The sequence below is a fragment of the Aestuariimicrobium soli genome (genome assembly GCF_051192575.1).
Lineage (GTDB): Bacteria > Actinomycetota > Actinomycetes > Propionibacteriales > Propionibacteriaceae > Aestuariimicrobium > Aestuariimicrobium soli.
Genome location: NZ_JBPJSQ010000007.1, coordinates 40,935 through 59,241, shown reverse-complemented (window position 1 = coordinate 59,241; position 18,307 = coordinate 40,935). Strand labels below are relative to the sequence as shown.

At 70.5% G+C, this 18,307-nt stretch carries 18 protein-coding genes and 1 tRNA gene; 10 read left to right on the top strand and 9 right to left on the bottom strand.

Features of this window, described 5'->3' with window-relative positions:
• Nucleotides 1–25 precede the first annotated feature (25 nt).
• On the bottom strand, nt 26–1,321 hold the full coding sequence (locus tag ACSDQ9_RS09660) for a molybdopterin molybdotransferase MoeA (RefSeq protein ID WP_435146464.1): 1,296 nt from the start codon (nt 1,319–1,321) through the stop codon (nt 26–28).
• Nucleotides 1,322–1,339: 18 nt separating this feature from the next.
• On the opposite strand from ACSDQ9_RS09660, the gene ACSDQ9_RS09655 reads away from it, so the two are divergent.
• The 5 genes from ACSDQ9_RS09655 to mscL all read left to right on the top strand — a co-directional run bounded on the left by ACSDQ9_RS09655 (nt 1,340) and on the right by mscL (nt 4,542).
• The gene (locus tag ACSDQ9_RS09655) at nt 1,340–1,954 is read left to right on the top strand and encodes a 5-formyltetrahydrofolate cyclo-ligase (RefSeq protein WP_435146463.1); all 615 of its coding nucleotides are present in this window, start codon (nt 1,340–1,342) and stop codon (nt 1,952–1,954) included.
• A 244-nt stretch (nt 1,955–2,198) separates the two neighbouring features.
• Nucleotides 2,199–2,552, top strand: coding sequence for an FmdB family zinc ribbon protein (locus ACSDQ9_RS09650; RefSeq protein ID WP_435146461.1), 354 nt, complete (start codon nt 2,199–2,201; stop codon nt 2,550–2,552).
• A 10-nt stretch (nt 2,553–2,562) separates the two neighbouring features.
• On the top strand, nt 2,563–3,240 hold the full coding sequence (locus ACSDQ9_RS09645) for an alpha/beta hydrolase (RefSeq protein ID WP_435146459.1): 678 nt from the start codon (nt 2,563–2,565) through the stop codon (nt 3,238–3,240).
• A 123-nt stretch (nt 3,241–3,363) separates the two neighbouring features.
• A complete protein-coding gene (locus tag ACSDQ9_RS09640; RefSeq protein WP_435146457.1) occupies nt 3,364–3,999 on the top strand; it encodes an SAF domain-containing protein in 636 nt (211 codons plus the stop codon).
• A 177-nt stretch (nt 4,000–4,176) separates the two neighbouring features.
• On the top strand, nt 4,177–4,542 hold the full coding sequence (gene mscL, locus ACSDQ9_RS09635; protein ID WP_435146455.1) for a large conductance mechanosensitive channel protein MscL: 366 nt from the start codon (nt 4,177–4,179) through the stop codon (nt 4,540–4,542).
• A 120-nt stretch (nt 4,543–4,662) separates the two neighbouring features.
• Here mscL and ACSDQ9_RS09630 read toward each other — a convergent pair whose 3' ends face one another.
• The gene (locus ACSDQ9_RS09630) at nt 4,663–5,001 is read right to left on the bottom strand and encodes a hypothetical protein (protein WP_435146454.1); all 339 of its coding nucleotides are present in this window, start codon (nt 4,999–5,001) and stop codon (nt 4,663–4,665) included.
• A gap of 65 nt (nt 5,002–5,066) precedes the next feature.
• Nucleotides 5,067–6,452 carry a UTP--glucose-1-phosphate uridylyltransferase gene (locus ACSDQ9_RS09625; RefSeq protein ID WP_435146453.1) on the bottom strand — a complete coding sequence of 462 codons (1,386 nt, stop codon included), beginning with the start codon at nt 6,450–6,452 and terminating at the stop codon, nt 5,067–5,069.
• 87 nt (nt 6,453–6,539) lie between these two features.
• Here ACSDQ9_RS09625 and ACSDQ9_RS09620 point away from each other — a divergent pair.
• A tRNA-Arg gene (locus tag ACSDQ9_RS09620) sits at nt 6,540–6,615 on the top strand.
• Between the two features lie 80 nt (nt 6,616–6,695).
• On the opposite strand, the gene trxA is transcribed toward ACSDQ9_RS09620, so the two are convergent.
• The 3 genes from trxA to nagA all read right to left on the bottom strand — a co-directional run bounded on the left by trxA (nt 6,696) and on the right by nagA (nt 9,018).
• A complete protein-coding gene (gene trxA, locus ACSDQ9_RS09615) occupies nt 6,696–7,058 on the bottom strand; it encodes a thioredoxin (protein WP_435146451.1) in 363 nt (120 codons plus the stop codon).
• A 116-nt stretch (nt 7,059–7,174) separates the two neighbouring features.
• The gene (locus tag ACSDQ9_RS09610; protein WP_435146449.1) at nt 7,175–7,864 is read right to left on the bottom strand and encodes a metal-dependent transcriptional regulator; all 690 of its coding nucleotides are present in this window, start codon (nt 7,862–7,864) and stop codon (nt 7,175–7,177) included.
• Nucleotides 7,861–9,018 carry an N-acetylglucosamine-6-phosphate deacetylase gene (gene nagA, locus ACSDQ9_RS09605; RefSeq protein ID WP_435146447.1) on the bottom strand — a complete coding sequence of 386 codons (1,158 nt, stop codon included), beginning with the start codon at nt 9,016–9,018 and terminating at the stop codon, nt 7,861–7,863. Before nagA ends, ACSDQ9_RS09610 begins: the two co-directional genes overlap by 4 nt.
• 62 nt (nt 9,019–9,080) lie before the next feature.
• Between nagA and ACSDQ9_RS09600 the strand changes: the two genes are divergently transcribed.
• Both ACSDQ9_RS09600 and ACSDQ9_RS09595 read left to right on the top strand, forming a co-directional pair.
• The gene (locus ACSDQ9_RS09600; RefSeq protein WP_435146445.1) at nt 9,081–9,713 is read left to right on the top strand and encodes an acVLRF1 family peptidyl-tRNA hydrolase; all 633 of its coding nucleotides are present in this window, start codon (nt 9,081–9,083) and stop codon (nt 9,711–9,713) included.
• A 237-nt stretch (nt 9,714–9,950) separates the two neighbouring features.
• A complete protein-coding gene (locus ACSDQ9_RS09595; RefSeq protein ID WP_435146443.1) occupies nt 9,951–10,859 on the top strand; it encodes an endonuclease domain-containing protein in 909 nt (302 codons plus the stop codon).
• A gap of 181 nt (nt 10,860–11,040) precedes the next feature.
• On the opposite strand, the gene pdxH is transcribed toward ACSDQ9_RS09595, so the two are convergent.
• A complete protein-coding gene (gene pdxH, locus ACSDQ9_RS09590; protein ID WP_435146441.1) occupies nt 11,041–11,712 on the bottom strand; it encodes a pyridoxamine 5'-phosphate oxidase in 672 nt (223 codons plus the stop codon).
• Between the two features lie 44 nt (nt 11,713–11,756).
• On the opposite strand from pdxH, the gene serC reads away from it, so the two are divergent.
• Nucleotides 11,757–12,884 carry a phosphoserine transaminase gene (gene serC / locus ACSDQ9_RS09585; protein ID WP_435146439.1) on the top strand — a complete coding sequence of 376 codons (1,128 nt, stop codon included), beginning with the start codon at nt 11,757–11,759 and terminating at the stop codon, nt 12,882–12,884.
• 47 nt (nt 12,885–12,931) lie between these two features.
• Here the strand turns inward: serC and ACSDQ9_RS09580 are convergent, their stop codons facing one another.
• Nucleotides 12,932–13,981, bottom strand: coding sequence for a hypothetical protein (locus ACSDQ9_RS09580; RefSeq protein ID WP_435146437.1), 1,050 nt, complete (start codon nt 13,979–13,981; stop codon nt 12,932–12,934).
• A gap of 126 nt (nt 13,982–14,107) precedes the next feature.
• Here ACSDQ9_RS09580 and ACSDQ9_RS09575 point away from each other — a divergent pair, with 126 nt between their 5' ends.
• Entirely contained in the window at nt 14,108–14,791 is a 684-nt protein-coding gene (locus ACSDQ9_RS09575) for a DUF7691 family protein (RefSeq protein ID WP_435146434.1), read from the top strand.
• 30 nt (nt 14,792–14,821) lie between these two features.
• On the opposite strand, the gene ACSDQ9_RS09570 is transcribed toward ACSDQ9_RS09575, so the two are convergent.
• Complete coding sequence (locus ACSDQ9_RS09570; protein WP_435146432.1) at nt 14,822–18,220, bottom strand: pyruvate carboxylase; 3,399 nt, start codon at nt 18,218–18,220, stop codon at nt 14,822–14,824.
• Nucleotides 18,221–18,307: the final 87 nt, after the last annotated feature.

The following is an 18,307-nucleotide window of genomic DNA, read 5'->3' as shown; positions in this document are numbered from 1 at the left end:
GGGCCGGTCAGTACAGGGGGGCCGGTCAGCCCAGCAGCACGCACCGCACCGAGCCGCCGGCGGTGACCACCTCGGTCTCGGCGTCCAGCACCACGAGCGCATTCGCCGTGGCCAGGTCGCTGAGCCGCTGGGACTCCCCGCCACCGATGACCTCGACGCGGTGCACCCCGGTCTCGTCCCTCACCCGGGCGGGCAACACGGTGGTCACCCCGGCCGGTGAACGCAACACGGTCGGGGTGATCGCCCTCACCAGGGGCTGCACGGCGGGCTCGACCCCCATCAGCGCCCGGATCAGCGGGCGTGCGAACAGTTCGAAACTCACGAACGCGCCCAACGGACGAGCCGGCAGCATCAGCATCGGCACCTTGTCATCGCCGATCAGCCCGAATCCCTGATCTCCACCGGGCCGGAGCGCCACCCGGGCGAAATCGGTGAGCCCCAGCTCCGGCAGCACCTCGCGCACCAGGTCGTCCGACCCATCGGCGACGCCACCGGTCGAGATGATCAGATCGGCTCGGATCAACTGGTCAGAGATGGTCTCGCGAATCTCGGCGGGGTCGTTCGAGACCACCCCTACACGCCAGACCTGGCAGCCAGCCTCCTTGGCGGCGGCGGCAATCATGTAGCCGTTGGCGTCGTGCACCTGATCGTCCGAGGTCAATCGACGACCCGGCTCGACCAGCGATCCGCCCACGGACAGCACGACCACGCGCGGGCGCGGACGCGCCAACACCTTGTCGAAGCCGAGTGCCGCCAGCAAACCCGCCGAACGGGCGTCGAGCAGCTGCCCCTCGCGCACCAGCACGTCGCCGTCGCTGACATCCGATCCGCGACCGACCACGTACTCACCGGACCGGACGGGTTCGAAGACCTTCACGGACTGCTCACCGCGGTCGGTGAAGGGCAGCGGCAGCACGGCGTCGGCCCCCTCGGGCAGTTGGCCGTTCGCCTCGACCCGGGCGACGGAACCCTCGGGGAGTTCTCGTCCCGGGGCGACGTCGACGACGGCGAACTCGAGCGGCTCGTCGTTGCTGGCGGCGGCCACCTCGTCCGATCGCACGGCGTAGCCGGCCTCCGTCGCCAGCGACAGTCGCGGCAGATCGGAGTGGGCCGTGATCTCTTCGCACAACGCGAGACCGAGGGCATCGAGCAACTGCATGCCGAACGGTGGCAGCGGTTCGACCAGCGACAGCAGGTAGTCACGGTGTGCGGCGTGGTCACGCAGCCCGTGCTCATCGGTCTCGGGGCCCTGGGGAAGGGTCGGCTTGGGGGGCTCCACCTCGACGATGGGCTCCTTCTTCTTGCGTCCGAACAGCGGCATGCTCCTTACGATAGGCGAATGACCACCCCCGACCCGCCGTCGACCGACCCCGATCTGCAGTCCGTGCGGCTCAGCAAGCAGCTGCTGCGCCAGGCCAGTCGGTCGCGGCGCGCCACCGTGTCGGACGAGGCCCGAGCTGCCGCAGACCGCGCGCGGAGCCGCCTGGTGTGGAACGCGCTGGCGCCCGGCGATCGGGTGGCGAGCTACCTGTCGAAGGCCCCCGAACCCGACACGCTGGCGCTCACCCGGGTGCTGGTCGAGGCCGGACGACCGGTGCTCGTGCCGGTGCTGCGCGGGGGCGGCGGCGAACCCGATTGGACGCTGCTGCGCTCGATGGACGACCTGCGGCCCGGGCCGTTGGGCATTCCTCAACCGGCGACCACAGGTCTGGGGGCGGACGCGCTCGGGCATGCCGACGTGATCCTGGTGTCGGGACTGGCGGGCACCCTCGACGGCGGGCGTCTGGGGGTGGGCGGCGGCTGGTTCGACCGCGCGCTGGTGCACGCCCGGCCCGATGCGCGGGTCGTGCTGATGCTCAACGAGTCGGAGCTGTGCGCCGAGCTTCCGCTGGAACGCCACGACCGGCGGGTGCGGACGATCGCCACCGAGGAGCGTCTCATCTCCTGTTGGTGAGGGCGCGCGCTGGGTTCCGGGACGGCGCTCTCCGCGCAATCTGTGCAGAATGCGCACCCGAAACGGGGTTCGTTCCCCACCTGAGCCGCGAAGGCGCGTTCGGGTGCTCGATTCACACACCGGCGGTCGCCCCACCGGACCCCGCGAACGGTGGCCGGTTCCTCGATCTCGCCCCCCGGCGTCTACACTGCCAAGGGCTGGCCCTGCCGCCCACTCCACGCAACACCGCCCAGAAGAGACGCCCATGCCCACCTATCAGTACCGCTGCACCGAATGCGGATCCGATCTCGAGGTCGTGCAGAAGTTCACCGACGACGCCCTGACCGAGTGCCCCACCTGTGGCGGCGATCTGCGCAAGGTGTTCAACGCGGTGGGCGTGGTGTTCAAGGGCTCCGGGTTCTACAAGACCGATTCCCGCGGCAGCAAGAGCGCCTCGACCCCGGCTGCCTCGAGCTCGGGGGCCGCCACGTCGGCCGGCTCCTCGTCCGCCCCTTCGACGTCGGGTGATCAGTCGTCGTCGACCCCGGCGGCCTCGAGCGATGCGGGTTCGTCCACCGCGGCGAAGGCCTCGTCCACCACCACGGCGAAGGCCAGCTGAGGCCCCTGCCATGACCGGGCTCGTGACCGAGACGTTCGACTTCGACGGTGGACGCCGGGTCACGGTGCACGTGCCCGACGGCACCCCTGAGGCGGTGGTGTACGCCGGCGACGGGCAATTGATCGCCCCTTGGGGTGCCGATCTCTCCTCGGTCGACGCTCCGCCCACCCTGGTCGTGGGCGTGCACCGGCTCGACACTCCCGGCACGAGCGGCGACCCCGAATCGGACGATCCCGAGCTGCGGCGCCTGGCCGAGTACTCCCCCGGCTTCGCCCCCGCGACCTTCGCCGCCCACGAGAACTTCCTGCTCAGTGAGGTGCGTTCGTGGGTGCGCGCACGGTTCGGCGTCGATCCACCGCGCGCCCGCACCGCGATCTGCGGCGTGTCGGCGGGCGGTGAACTCTCCCTCGCGCTGGGGCTGCGCCACCCCGACCTCTTCGGGCACGTCTTCTCGGCGTCACCGGGGGGTGGCTTTCGTCCGTCGGACGAGTGGCCCTCACCCCTGCCCGGCGCTTACCTGGTGGCCGGCCGGCAGGAGCCCTTCTTCCTCGACAACGCCAGCCGCTGGGCCGATGCGTTGCGCGCGGCCGGGGCCGAGGTGGTGTTCGAGGAACGCGAGGGCGACCACGGTGACCCGTTCTGGCGGGCGGAGTTCCCGCGCATGGTCGCCTGGGCCTTCGGCCGCTGAGCGCCGCGGCACATCGAGAGGGCCTCGTCAAGGGGTTGTGAGTAATCCACAGGCCGGTGGCTCTCGGAAAGAAACCCTGTGGACAACTGGGACGAATCGGCCCCCAAGCACCACAACTGAGGTGTGAAGATTGCCAGAGCCCGCGACTCCTTCGTTTCCGCCCTGCGCTGGCACCGGCGCACCCTGGCCGCCCTCGTGGCGGGGCTGGCCGTGCTGGGTGCCCTGTCGGTGCTGCGTCCGCCTGATCCCGTGACGGCGCCCGTGGTGGTGGCCGCCCACGACCTCTCCCCCGGTACCCGGCTCGCGGCCGCCGACCTGCGCATCGCGCACGTGCCGCCCGAGTTCATCCCCGCCGGCGCGCCCACCACCACGGACGAGGTGATCGGCCTGGTGCTGGTGGTCCCTCTGCCCGGACGATCGGTGGTGACGACGGCCGTCACGCTCGGCACGCGGCAGACCCGCCCCGGCGAAGTGCTGGTTCCGTTCCGCCTTTCCGACCCGTCGGTGGCCGCCCTGCTGAAGGTGGGCGACCTCGTCAACGTGGTCGCCCAGTCGACCGACGGCGGTTCGGCCACCATCGCCACCGGGGCGCGCGTGACCGCGTTGATGACCGACGAGCAGGCGGCCGGGCCCCTGGGCACGGGCAGCAGTTCCGAGCCCGGAGTCATCGTGATCGCGACCGATCCGGCCTCGGCCGCACGGGTGGCGGCAGCCTCGTCCACCGACGGGTTGGCTGTCACCCTCGGAACGCCCCGATGAGCCTCACCGGGGGGGCAAACCCGCCTGAACACAGGCAGACAATGTGCTGACTTTCCGACCACGCACGGGCCGCGTCAATGGCACCACCCCCGTACGGGCGGGTACGCTCCGACGGCGGAGTGGGTCCGTCTGCCCGAGTCTTCGGGCTGCCACTCCCACAACAGAAAGGGAGATCCCATGAAGGGCTTCAAGGACTTCATCATGCGCGGCAATCTCGTCGAGCTTGCCGTCGCGTTCATCATGGCCACCGCATTCGCCAAGGTTGTCGAGACCTTCACCGCCATCATTCTCGCCCTCCTGGGCAAGCTGGGCGGCACCCCCAACTTCGACACCCTGCGCCCCGGCGGCATTCCCGTCGGCGTGTTCCTGACCGCTCTGGTGGCCTTCATCATCCTCGCCGCCGTGGTCTACTTCGGCATCGTCAAGCCCTACGAGGCCGCCAAGGCTCGTTACGCGAAGGATCCCGAGGTTGTCGAGGAGGCCTCGCCCGAGGCCGTGCTGCTGACCGAGATCCGCGACCTGCTCAAGGCCCCCCGCGTCTGAGCACGAGCGCCTCGCCCACGGCGGCGCACCACCCCCAGTCGGGACCGTCCCGGCGACAGGTCGAGCCCCCACCACAACGGAGTGGTGGGGGTTCTTCCCTGTCCGGGGACGTTGGGGAGGTCACACGTTGCCGTGGTGCGGCGGACGATCCGCCAGCAGCCGCTGCTCGGCCGCACCGATCACGCGCGGCCCCTGTCGGCGGGTCGCCCTGAGCCCCGTCAGCCCGGTCAACCGCCTGACCTCGCCCAGCACGGCGTGGAACTGGCCCGCACCGAGGGCCGCCACTCGCTCGGCCGCCTCGGGGTGCGGCCACGGCAGTTCGGCCCCCTGCCGCTCGGCCCGGTGGGCTCGCAGCCGCTCGGCGTCCCACCCGGACGAGGCCAGCGCCGCCACCAGGGCCACCGGATGAGGGCCGACGGCCCCCGACGACGCTGCGAAGGACGACCCTGCGTCAGCCACTCCAGGTCTGTCCGGAACCACCCCGGTCAGGGCGATCGCGACCGCCTCGAACCAAGGATCCGCCGTCACTGCCAGGACTCGTCCACCGTGGTACCGCGGGCGATCGTCCGCGGTTGGTCGGCGGTGATGGTGACGTCGCCGACCACGGTGACGTCGGGCTCGAAGGTGACGTCACCTTTGACCCGCAGGGCCGTGGCGCGAGCCAGGGACGGCGCCACGGGAATGCGGGCGTCGAAGTCCCTCATCACCTTGTAGTGGTCACCGTCGAGGTCGACCAGCGGGGTGTCGTCGACGACGGCCGTGAGCCGACCCAGCTCGTCGGTGCGGTAGCAGTCGGAGCGCACCAGCAGCAGTTCGTTGGTGGTCTTCACGGGCAGGAACCGGGAGCGGTCGACGCAGATGGCGGTGGCGCCCTCGAACACCTCGATGGCCGCGCCCATGGCCGACTCCACCTGGATCACCTTCGGCGAGGTCTTGTCTGCGGGGTCGACCGTCTTCTCATTCTTGATCAGCGGCAGGCCCAGCACCGAATCACGCTCGGCGAGGGTGTCACGCAAGGCCTGCAGGTCGAACCACAGGTTGTTGGTGTGGAAGAACGGGTGACGGTGCTCGTCGGTGAAGTAGTCCATCTCGTCGGGGGCCGTCTGGGCGGTGTCGCGAAGAATCAGCTGGCCGTCACGCTTGCGGATCGCCAGGTGCCCGCCCTTGCGGTCATTGACCGTGCGCCGACAGACCTCGGCGGCGTAGGGAGCCCCGGAGGCGGCGAACCAACCGGCGATGCGCGGGTCGGGGGCGGCGCCGAGGTTGTCACCGTTGGAGACCGAGGCGTACTGGAAGCCGGCGTCGAGCAGCTGATCGAGCAGGCCGGAGGCCTCGAGTGCCGTGTAGAGGTCACCGTGGCCCGGCGGGCACCACTCGAGCGACGGGTCGTCCGGCCACGAGATCGGTTCGAGCGTGGCGGCGTCGAGCTTGGGTTCCTGGTTCTGCAGGAAGTCCAGCGGCAGCCCCTCGACGGGCAGGTCGGGGTGTGCAGCCAGCGCCGCGAGCGCGTCGTCGCGGGTGCGGAAGGAGTTCATCAGGATCAACGGCAGGCGAGCGTCGTGGGCCTGACGGGCGGCCATCACCTGCCCGACGATCAGGTCGAGGAATGTCTTTCCGTCGCGCACCTCGAGCAAGGTCTTCGCCTTGTCGAGCCCCATCGACGTCGCCAGCCCACCGTTGAGCTTGATCAGGACGGTGCGGTCGAGCGCGGCGGCCGCCTCTTCGTCGGTGATCTCGATGTCGGCCAGCATCGGCACCTCGAGCATCGGCTCGATGGTCTCCTCGAGGATCAACCCCGACGCGCCGGTCTCGAGCTGCCCGTAGTAGTGGCTGAACACCTCGATCGCCGGTTCGGCGACGCCTGCCTCGCGCATCTTCTGCTGGGCCTTGGCCAATCCCTGCTCACTCATGCCGCCAGTCTAGGGAGGATTTCGGGGCACACGGCTCGTCCCTCTATCGTTGGGTCGTCGGGCCGAGCCGGCCCCCACGGGCGCCTTGGCCCTGTAGCTCAGTGGATAGAGCAGAGGTTTCCTAAACCTTGTGTCGTAGGTTCGACTCCTATCAGGGCCGCCACGGGTTCCCCCGACGCGACGAAGACCCCGCCACCGATCACGGTGGCGGGGTCTTCTGCCTTGTCAGGCCCATGGGGTCGATCAGGCTTCGGCGTTCTCCTTGGCCTTGGCGAGCTCCTCGGCGGGAATCGCCTTGACCTGGCTGATCAGGTCGTCGAGCTGGCGACCGTTCAGCAGGCCGGCCTGACGAAAGACCAGCTGGCCCTCGCGGAAGGCCATGATCGTGGGGATCGAGCTGATCTCGAGGGCGGCGGCGACGTCACGCTCCTCCTCGGTGTCGAGCTTGGCGAAGGTCACGTCCTCGTGGCGGGTCGAGGCATCCTCGTAGATCGGGCCGAAGCGCATGCACGGGCCGCACCAGCTGGCCCAGAAGTCGATCAGCACCACGTCGGATCCGTCGATGGTGCTGGCGAAGTTGTCCTTGTTCACGGCAACGGTGGCCATGTCACGTCCTCTCGTCAGCCCGCCTCACTCGGACGGGCGCGTTCTTGGGTGAAACGTCGGGTCAGGCGTCGAGTATTCCCTGAAGCAGAGTCACGGGCCCACTCACCCCGGCCGCGTCACACCGGACGGACGAACAGCCCCTCGGCGAAGGTCGGCGACAACTCGCACACCCGGTCGTCGATCGACAACCGATAGCCGAAGGGCGAGACCTGCACGCTCAACTCCACCCCCGGACGAACCCCCGCCTCGGCGAGATCGGCCAGCACGTCGGCCTCGGCCTGCACGTGCTCACTCATCCGCACGAGGACGACCCGAGCCTCCCTGTCGGCGGTCACCGCCTGGGGCAGCGGCAGATTGTTGTCGCGGAACTCCGCTGGCGCCTCGGTAACGCCCAGGTCGACCAGCCCCGGAATCGGGTTGCCGTACGGCGACTCGTCGAGTTGGCCGAGCATCGCCACCAGCCGCGCCTCGACCTCGTCCGAGATGACGTGCTCCCAGCGGCAGGCCTCGTCGTGCACGAGTGCCCAGTCGAGGCCGATGACGTCGGTCAGCAGTCGCTCCGCGAGGCGGTGCTTGCGCATGACGGCCACGGCGAGGTGGTGGCCCTGCTCCGACAGCAGAATCTGGCGGTCGTCGCGCACGGTCAGCAACCCGTCGCGTTCCATGCGCGCCACGGTCTGCGAAACGGTCGGGCCGCTCTGGTGCAGACGCTCGGCGATCCGCGCCCGCAACGGCGGGATGCCCTCCTCGATCAGCTCGTACACCGTGCGCAGATACATCTCGGTGGTGTCGATCAGCTCACTCATGCTTCGTCCCCCTCCAGCCACTCCCCGCGGCGCATCACCCTCCGCAGGGACGCATCGTCGTCCAACACACACAGGTTCGCGAGCCTGCCCGGTGCCAGCATGCCCACCTCGTCGAGTCCGTGCCACCGGGCGGGGGTGGACGAGGCCATCACCGCGGCCTCCGGAATACTGCAGCCCACCTCGCGGACGACGAACTCCACCGCCTTGTCCATGGTGAGGGTCGAGCCTGCGATGGGGCCGGGCTCGTCCGTGTCGACCACGATGCGGGCCACGCCGTCGATGACGTCGACCTGCAGGCTGCCCAACCGGTAACGCCCGTCGGCCTGCCCGGTGGCCGACATGGCGTCGGTGACCAGGGTCACGCGCTCGATGCCGGCGCTCTCGATGGCCAGCCGGATGGTGTCGGCGTGCAGGTGGGTACCGTCGCAGATCAGTTCCACCGAGACGCGGTCGTCGGTGAGCAGCCACGGAATGGGGCCTGGCTTGCGGTGATGGATGCCGGTCATGGCGTTGAACAGGTGGGTGACCGTGGTCACGCCGGAGTCGACCGCGGCGCGGGCCTGCCGGTGGTCGGAGTCCGAGTGGCCGAAGGCGACGCAGACCCCGGCCTCAGCGAAGCGGAGCACCGCGTCGAGACCGCCGGGCAGTTCGGGGGCGATGGTGACCATGCGCACGGCGCCGCGACCGGCCTTCACCAGGGCGTCGACGGACTCGGGGGTGGGCGCGGTCAGCAGGTCGGCGTCATGGGCGCCCTTCTGCCGCGGCGACAGGAACGGCCCCTCGAGGTGGATGCCGTCGATCTCGCCTGACTCGACGAAGCCGGCCAGTGAGGCCACCTGGGACTCGAGCGAGTCGAGGGTCTCGGTCACGGTCGACGCGAACAGGCTGGTGGCGCCGTGGCGACGATGGTGGGCGACGGCGGCCAGCACGTGCTGGGGGTCGGGGTCGCCGTAGCCGTACCCGGCAGCGCCGTGGTTGTGCACGTCGACGAACCCGGGGACGATCCAGCCCTCGACCAGGGTGGCGGCCGCGTCGATGCCGGGAGTGACCGACGTGATGCGTGCGCCCTCGATGGTGAGCGTCGCCTCCCCCACGACCGGGCGGCCGGCCTCGGTGGCACCGGTGACCACGCGGCGTGCTGCCAGCAGGTGCATTCGGGCTCCTCTTCGCGGGGTGGGAATGGTGCCAGTCTGTCAGATTCGGCGACACTGCTGGGGTGAGCGAACGATGCGTGAGCGTGCCCGCCGAACGAGTGGTGCGGTGGTTCGAGAACTTCGCCGCGCGCCACGGTGAGTACGCGCTGTCCGGCGTCTCGGGAGCGGTGGTCGCCGAGGCGGCCGATGGTGCGCGGGCCGAGGTGCGCTCGGGGTGGGGTCCGATTCCCGCGGTGGCATCGTCCGCCGAGCTGGCCAGGTGGGTCGGGCGGGATCGCCGCGTGGGGGTGCTGCTGGTGCGCAAGGGTGCCCACGCGGTCGGCATCTTCTCGGGGCTGGAGCGGGAGACCAGCAAGGTCGACACCCACTACGTGCAGGGTCGCACCAAGGCGGGCGGCTGGTCGCAGCAGCGTTACGCCCGCCGCCGCGACAATCAGGCGACGAAGGCCCTGGCGGAGGCGGCGGACGAGGCCGTGCGCCTGCTCCTGCCCGAGGTCGACCGGCTGGAGGCGCTGGTGTGCGGCGGCGACGGCCACGCGGTGACCACCGTGCTCGCTGACCGCCGGCTGGAGGCACTGCGCGGGTTGGTGAGCGACCACGGCGTGCTACCGACCCCGGAGCCGCGGCAGGCGACCCTGGCGGCGGTGGTGGAGCAGGCGCGAGCGGTGACCATCACCCTGAACGAGCTCGCCTGAGTCGTTGGCGAGGCGTTCGGGCCGGTTCTGGCCCGCCGGAGCGCGGCCTGCCCGCACCGATCCGTGTGAAATGCGCACCCGAAACGGGGTTCGTCCCCCACCTGGGCAACGAAGGCCAGTTCGGATGCGCATCTCCCACACGCGTGACTTCGAACGGCACAAGAAGGCTCGAGAAAGTTGTCCACAGCCCCCCGAATCGAGGCTGGCGCGACCCCGGCGCGAACCACAGTGGGCCCCATGCGGCACCACGACGAGATCCAGCACCTCCTGATGCTCCACCACGGAGTGATCCGGGTGAATGCACACCCACATCTGCGCGGCGCCATCGACCGCATGGTTCAGGCGAGGCACCTGCAGCGGGTGGTTCCCGGGCTGGTCGCCGTGCCCTCGATGCTGGGCCAGGTCGAGACCACGCTGCAGATCGTGCGCTGGTGGCAACCCGGGGCGGTACTGCTGGGCAGGGCGGCCATCGCCACCAACTGGTTCCGCGCCGTCAACGTCGACGAGGTCTGGATCGCGACCAAGTCGAGGGCCGCGGGGCGCCTGCCGGGGCTGCACGTCGTGCCGCTGACGATCCCCGGGCCGCTCATCGTGCAGCGCGGCGGCCACCAGACCCTCACCCGATCGGCCGCCGCCCTGTGGTGTGCCGCCCACGACGACTGGGATCCCCTGTGTTTGACCCTGCGCAAGAGCCGCAGCACGCCGGACACCCTGCTGCAGGCAGCGCGGCTGGCCCCGCGATCAGAGGCGGTGGCGTGGCGTGCAGCGGCAACCCGTGCCCGCGGCAACCCCTGGTCGGTGTCGGAGTTGGAACTGCACGACGACCTACGGGCGGGCGGGATCATCGGATGGGAGGGCAACCCCGAGATGTGTCTCGAGGGGCGCAGGCTGTACCCCGACGTGCGCTTCAAGGCGTCGCGCACCATCGTCGAGGTCGACTCCGAGGCTCACCACTCCTCCCCGAGGGAGCGCGCCGACGGTGACGTGCGGCGGAATCTGTTCACCAGTCATGGGTGGAAGGTGCTCAACATCGCCCCGAAGGACATCACCGCTCGCCCGGACGAGGTGATCGAGCGCATCAGGATGGTGCTGCACCGTCGAGAGATGACGGTTCCCCCCGGTGAACGCCTGCCCAACGTCGCCTGAGACCACCCGCCGGCCACGACGCGCGACCCCGCCACGAGACCGAACTCGACCCCACCGGCAGGCGGTTGCGGTTAGAAACGTGTGAAATGCGCGTCCGAATCGGGGTTCGTTCCCCACCAGGGCAACGAAGGCCGGTTCGGGTGCGCATCTCCCACACCGACCGGCATCCACGCCACTGAACTCAGGGGTTGAGCCGCTCCACCTGCCACCCTGACTCCGCGCGGGTCGCCGCCACCCGATCGTGCAGGCGGCTCGGCTGACCCGTCCAGAACTCGAACCGGTGCGGCGTCACCCGGTACCCGCCCCAGCCGGGCGGGCACGGAACCGGCTGGCCCTCGAAGCGACGCTCGGCCTCGGCCACGGCCGACTCCAACGCAGCCCGCGAGCCCAGCGATTCGCTCTGCCGCGACGCCCACGCGCCCACCTGCGATCCACGCGGACGCGAGGCGAAGTACGCCTCCACCTCGGCGCGCTCCACCGGCGACACGACCCCCTCGACGCGCACCTGGCGCATCAGCGAGGGCCACCAGAACAGCAGGCTCGTGCGATCGAACTCCGCAAGAGCCCGCCCCTTGCGCGAGGTCTGGTGGGTGTAGAACACGAAGCCGCGGTCGTCCCACTCCTTCAGGAGCACCACCCGCGAGCTGGGCTGCAGCACATCACCGGCGGTCTCGACGGTCGACACGACCATCGCATTGGGCTCCTGCAACCGCCCGGCCGCCTTCTCGGCCATCGCCGCATCGAACCACGCCTCGAAACAGGTGAACGGGTCGAAGCCCGCGAGGTCGTCCGGCAACAAGTCGCCGTGGTAGTCGAGACGCTGGTCGTGCAGATCGTGGAAGCCCTCTGACATGGGCACCATTCTCCACCCGCGCCCACCTGCGCGAGAATCACCCCATGACCTTGCGCCTGCCCGCCGACCTGCTGCCCGCCGACGGACGCTTCGGGTCCGGCCCGACCAAGGTGCGCCGCGACGCGCTCGAGGCCCTCGGACGAGCCCACGACCTGATCGGCACCAGCCACCGCCAGGCACCCGTCAAGTCCCTGGTGGCCCGCGTCAAGCAACAGCTCGCCGACCTGTACTCGGCCCCCGACGGCTACGAGGTGGTGCTGGGCAACGGCGGCTCCACCCTGTTCTGGGACGTGGCCGCCTGCTCCCTGGTCGAGCGGCGCTCCGCCCACGGCGTGTACGGCGAGTTCAGCCGCAAGTTCGCCGACACCACCGCCCGCGCCCCCTTCCTGGCGGCGCCGGTGATGACCGAGGCCGAACCGGGGTCAGCGGCCATCCCCACCGCGACGGCCGACGTCGACACCTACGCCTGGGCGCAGAACGAGACCTCCACGGGGGCGTGCGCTCCGGTCGTCCGCCCCGAGGGTGCCACCGACGACCAGCTCGTGCTCATCGACGCCACTTCGGCGGCCGGTGGCATGGCTGCCGATCTCTCCCAGACCGACGTGTACTACTTCGCGCCGCAGAAGAACCTGGCCTCCGACGGTGGACTGTGGCTGGCGTTCTGCTCCCCCGCAGCCCTCGAGCGCTCCGCCCGACTCACCACGTCCGACGACCGCTGGGTGCCCGATTCGCTGAACCTGACCCTGGCCGCCACCAACTCCGCCGCCGACCAGACCCTGAACACGCCGGCACTGGCCACGCTGTTCCTGCTCGACCACCACCTGACCTGGCTGCTCGACAACGGGGGCCTGGACTTCGCCACCAGCCGCACCACGGCCTCGTCCGGCATCGTCTACGAGTGGGCCGAGAACCACCCGCTCGCGACCCCGTTCGTGGCCGATCCCGCCCACCGCAGCCCCGTGGTGTGCACCATCGACTTCGCGGACGAGGTGGACGCCGCCGCCCTCGCCAAGCAACTGCGCGGCAACGGCATCGTCGACGTGGAGCCGTACCGCAAGCTCGGTCGCAACCAGCTGCGGATCGCCTGCTACACCGCCATCGACCCCGACGACGTCGCCCGGCTCACCGGCTGCATCGACTGGCTGCTCGAGCAGCCCGACCTCACGGCCTGAGCGACCTCACAGCCTGAGCGTCCCGACCACCCCACGACTGCCCAGGGTCACCGACGCCGGCTGATCAGCGTGAGCGCACCGGCGATCACCGCGACCACGAACGCGATCCCGACCGCCAACAACGTGCCCGAGGTCTGGCTCTCCCACACACTCGGGGCCGTGGTCGCGGCCGCCGTCGGGGCGGCACTCGCCCCACCCGAGGCGGACGATCCCGACGACCCGCCCGCCGACGGCGACGGAGTGGGCGTCGGCGTGGGAGTGGGGGCCGGAGGGGTGGCGGTGGAGATGCCCTGCGGCAGCGCCATCGGCGCGACCCGGGCCCCGCCCGAGCCCAGCTCGCCGACCATCAGGGGCGCGCCGTTGATGCCGTTGGTCAGCGCCTCACCGGCGGGCCAACCCTCGATGGGGCCCCGCGCGGTGGTCGCGAACGTGAACGCGTTGACAAGGGTCACTCCCAGCGGGCTGCGCATCGCGAGCTGCTGGCCGTCGGGGGTGAACACCACGTCGGAGACGTCCGCGGGAGCGTCGGCCACCCGAGTGAGGGCCACCGTGGCGCCGTTGACGGGCTGCGAGACGGGCCGGTAGATGCCGGGGTTCTCGCCGCGCGTGACCAGGTAGAGGTTGCCGCGCGGGCTCACGGTGAGCGCGGCGGCATCGTGGGCGCCGTCGGGGTAGGTGAAGGTGAACACCTGCGGGTTGCGCTGCCCGTCGCGGGGCTCGGCGATGCGCAGCACCTGGATCGACGCCCTGTTCCCCGCGCGGTCGCCGATGTCGCCCACGTAGAGCACGCTGTCGCGCCAGGCCAGCGCCTGCACATCGGTCACCTTCACCGACGCCCAGCTCACGGTGGCCTGCTTGGCGCCGGTGCCGTCGACCGCCGTCACCTGGTTGGCGGTGGCGTCGGTCACCACCCAGAACCACGAGCGCTCCGGGTCGGCCGCGATGCCGGTGAGTGCCTTCGACGCGTCGGTGGCCGTCACCCCGGCGACGTCGAAGGCCGCATCGTCGGCGAGGGCGGGGGCCGCCCCGATCACCGTCGAGGCGCTCACACACGTGCCGACAAGGGCTGCGGCCACCCACCGCCGCGCAGAAGTCATGTCAGCCATGTTCCCACGACAACGATCGCGACCAGAGCAAGCAGCACTCCGGTGACGATGAGGCGACGCGATCGTGGGTTCACGCAGACCAGCGTAAAGCCCCGCCCCATTGGTTACGGTTGCCGCATGGGTGAGTTGCGAATGCATGCGTTGTCGATTCACGAGGTGCGCGACATGTTCGGCGCCGACCCGGAGTTGGCGGCCCGGCTGCGCGCCATCGCCTCCGACAGCTTCCAGGTGCCCGCCGCCGAGCAGAAACCGACCGGACTGCTGGGCCGCCTGGGGCCGCTGTTCCGCAACAATCCGGGCCCGGTGGTGCCGCACGGCACGCCGCTCCCCTCCGACTGGGAGAACCTGATCCGCGGGCAGTACGTCTCGCCCGACCGGCTCGAGGTCAGTTGGAAGGTGCTCGACGCCTGGGTCGACACCCTCGACTGGGACACCTGGCATGCCGACCTGTCACCCCGCGAGCTCGACGACCTCGACTTCGCGCTCACCAAGGCCGGCCTGCCCAGCCGGTTCGGGCTGCGCAAGTTGCTGCAGGACGATCCCCAGCTGCCCCTGCGCCCCTCCACCGGCATGCGGATCGGCTACTCCAAGGCCGGGCACGTCGCCGCCACGGCGGAGGAGCTCGCCGCGGTGCTCGACGACGTCGAGGGCGACCGCAATCAGCAGGTGGCCCGTGACCTGGCCGGCTTCCTGACCCGGTTCGGCACCTTGGCCGCGCGCGCCGACGAGGCCGGACGACCCCACCCCGATCTGTTCCTGGTCTGGTGGGAGACGCCCCGCGGGGCGCTCGGCGTCAGCTGACCAACACCCTCAGGCGCTGATCGGCGCTGATCAGCGGATCACCAACAGCAGGTCGCCGCCCTCGCTCTGGCGCGTGCCCTGCACGGCCAACCGCTCCACCACCCCGGCGATCGGAGCGGTGATCGAGGCCTCCATCTTCATGGCCTCGATGGTGGCCACCGACTGCCCGGCCTCGACCCGATCGCCCTCGGCGACCGAGACGGTGACCGCGCCCGCGAACGGCGCCGCCACGTGCCCGGGGTTGGACGAGTCCGCCCGCTCCGCCGCCTGCACCTCGGCCTTGATCGACAGGTCGCGCACCCGCACCGGACGAAGCTGCCCGTTCAACAGCGTCATCACCGTGCGCTTGCCGCGCTTGTCGGCCTCGCCGATGGCCTCGAGCCCCGCAATCAGGGACACACCCGGCGACAGGGTGACCACGGTCTCCTGGTCGCGCTGCAGCCCGTACAGGTAGGGAATGGTCGGCACCGCCGAGAGGTCACCGTAGGTGTCGCGGTTCTGCTGGAACTCCTGGGTCGGCCCGGGGAACAGCAGACGGTTGAGCGTCTCCTGCCGCACCCTGCCCGGGGTCGCCAGCCGGGCGAGGTCATCGTCCGGCACCTCGGTCTGACGCACGGGCGCCTTGCGACCGGCGAGTGCCTTCGAGCGGAACGGCTCGGGCCAGCCGCCGGCGGGGGTGCCGAGCTCGCCGTTGAGGAAGCCGATCACCGAGTCGGGGATGTCGAACTTCTGCGGGTCGGCCTCGAACTCGGCCGGGTCGGCGTTCACGGCCACCAGGTGCAGGGCGAGATCGCCCACCACCTTTGACGAGGGGGTGACCTTGGTGGGTCGTCCGAGAATCTTGTCGGCGGCGGCGTACATCGACTCGATCTGCTCGAACCGGTCGCCCAGACCCAGCGCCTTCGCCTGCTGGCGCAGGTTCGACAGCTGACCGCCGGGGATCTCGTGGGTGTAGACGCGCCCGGTCGGGCTGGGCAGCCCCGACTCGAACGGGGCGTACACGCGGCGCACCGCCTCCCAGTACGGCTCGAGGTCGGCCACCGCGCGGGGGTCGAGGCGGGTCTGCCGGCGACCGTGTTGCAGGGCCATCACCAGGGCCGAGGCCGGCGGCTGCGAGGTGGTGCCCGACATCGGGGCCGAGGCCACGTCGACGGCGTCGACGCCCGCATCGATGGCGCGCAGCAGGGTGGCCAGCTGGCCGCCCGCGGTGTCGTGGGTGTGCAGGTGCACCGGCAGGTCGAAACGCTCACGCAGCGCCGTGACCAGCGTGAACGCGGCGGGCGGACGAAGCAGCCCGGCCATGTCCTTGATCGCCAACACGTGGGCGCCGGCCTCGACGATCTTCTCGGCGAGGGCGAGGTAGAAGTCGAGCGTGTAGATCTTCTCGCCGGGGTCGGAGAGGTCGGAGGTGTAGCACAGGGCGACCTCGGCCACGGTGGTGCCGGTCTCGAGCACCGCCTCGATCGCCGGGCGCATCTGGTCGACGTCGTTGAGGGCGTCGAAGATGCGGAAGATGTCGATGCCGGTGGCGGCGGCCTCGGCCACGAAGGCGCGGGTCACCTCGGTCGGGTAGGGCGTGTAGCCGACGGTGTTGCGGCCGCGCAGCAGCATCTGCAGGGCCTGATTCGGCATGGCGGTGCGCAGGTTCGCGAGGCGTTCCCACGGGTCCTCACCGAGGAAGCGCAGGGCGACGTCGTAGGTGGCGCCACCCCAGCACTCCACGCTCAGCAGCTCGGGGGTCATCTTGGCGATGTAGGGCGCCACCGAGGTCAGGTCGCGGGTGCGCACGCGGGTGGCGAGCAGCGACTGGTGGGCGTCACGGAAGGTGGTGTCGGTCACCTCGACGTGGTCGGAGTCACGCAGCCACTGCGCGAACCCCTGCGGGCCGAGCTCCTGCAGCCGCTGGCGCGAGCCGGGCACCGGGTCGTCCTTCAGAGAGACGGGGGGCAGCTTGGCCGAGGGGTCGAGGCGGGTGCGGGCCTCGCCGTTGGGCTGGTTGACGGTCACGTCGGCCAGCCAGCGCATCACCTTGGTGCCGCGGTCGGCCGGAGTGCGGGCGGTCAGCAGGTAGGGACGTTCCTCGATGAAGTTGGTGGCGACGTCACCGGCCTGGAAGTCGGGGTCGTCGAGCACGGCGCGCAGGAACGGGATGTTGGTCGACACCCCGCGGATGCGGAACTCTGCCAGGGCACGACGGGCGCGGGCGCAGGCCATCGCGAAGTCGCGACCGCGAGCGGTCATCTTCACCAGCATCGAGTCGAAGTGCCCCGAGATCTCGATGCCGGTGCCGACGGTGCCACCGTCGAGGCGGATGCCCGCACCGGACGCCGACCGGTAGGTGGTGATCATGCCCGTGTCGGGGCGGAAGCCGTTCGCGGGGTCCTCGGTGGTGATGCGGCACTGCATGGCGGTGCCGCGAATCTCGACCGTCTCCTGCGAGAGCCCGAGGTCGGCGAGGGTCTCGCCCGAGGCGATCCTCATCTGCGACTGCACCAGGTCGACGTCGGTCACCTCCTCGGTGACGGTGTGTTCCACCTGGATGCGCGGGTTCATCTCGATGAACACGTGCTGGCCGGCGCGCTCCCCCTCGGTCTCGACGAGGAACTCCACGGTGCCGGCGCAGGAGTAGTTGATCGACCGCGCGAAGGCGACGGCGTCGCGGGTCAGCGCCGCGCGCAGTTCCTCGGAGATGTGCGGGGCCGGGGCGATCTCGATCACCTTCTGGTGACGCCGCTGGATCGAGCAGTCGCGCTCGAACAGGTGCATCACGTTGCCCTGCTGGTCGGCCAGGATCTGCACCTCGATGTGGCGCGGACGAGCCACCGCCTGCTCGATGAACACCGTGCTGTCGCCGAAGGCCGACTCGGCCTCGCGCATGGCCGCACCCAGGGCCTCGCGCAGGTCTTCGGGACGATCGACCCGACGCATGCCTCGTCCGCCACCGCCGGCGACGGCCTTCACGAAGACGGGGAAGCCGACCTCGTCGGCTCCCTTGACCAGTTCCTCGACATCGGTCGAGGGTTCGGTCGAGGCGAGCACGGGAATCCCGGCCTCGCGGGCCGCCTTGAGGGCGCGCACCTTGTTGCCGGCCAGCTCGAGCACGTCGGCGGGCGGCCCCACGAAGATGATGCCGTTCTGGGCGCAGGCCTCGGCCAGACCCGGGTTCTCGGAGAGGAATCCGTAGCCGGGGTAGATGGCGTCGGAGCCCGACTCCTTGGCGGCGCGGATCATCTCGTCGATGTCGAGGTAGGCCCGCACCGGGTGGCCCTCGTCACCGATCTGGTACGCCTCATCGGCCTTGATGCGGTGTTCGGCGTTGCGGTCTTCGTGGGGGAAGACGGCGACCGTCCGGCAGCCGAGCTCGTAGGCCGCACGGAACGCACGGACTGCGATCTCGCCACGGTTGGCGACAAGAACCTTGGAGAACATGGGACTGACAATACCGACGGCCCCCACCGCCTCTTCGCGCTTCTCAAAGCGCCAGCAGTGGGGGCCGTCGATCGTCCGGGTGGAGCG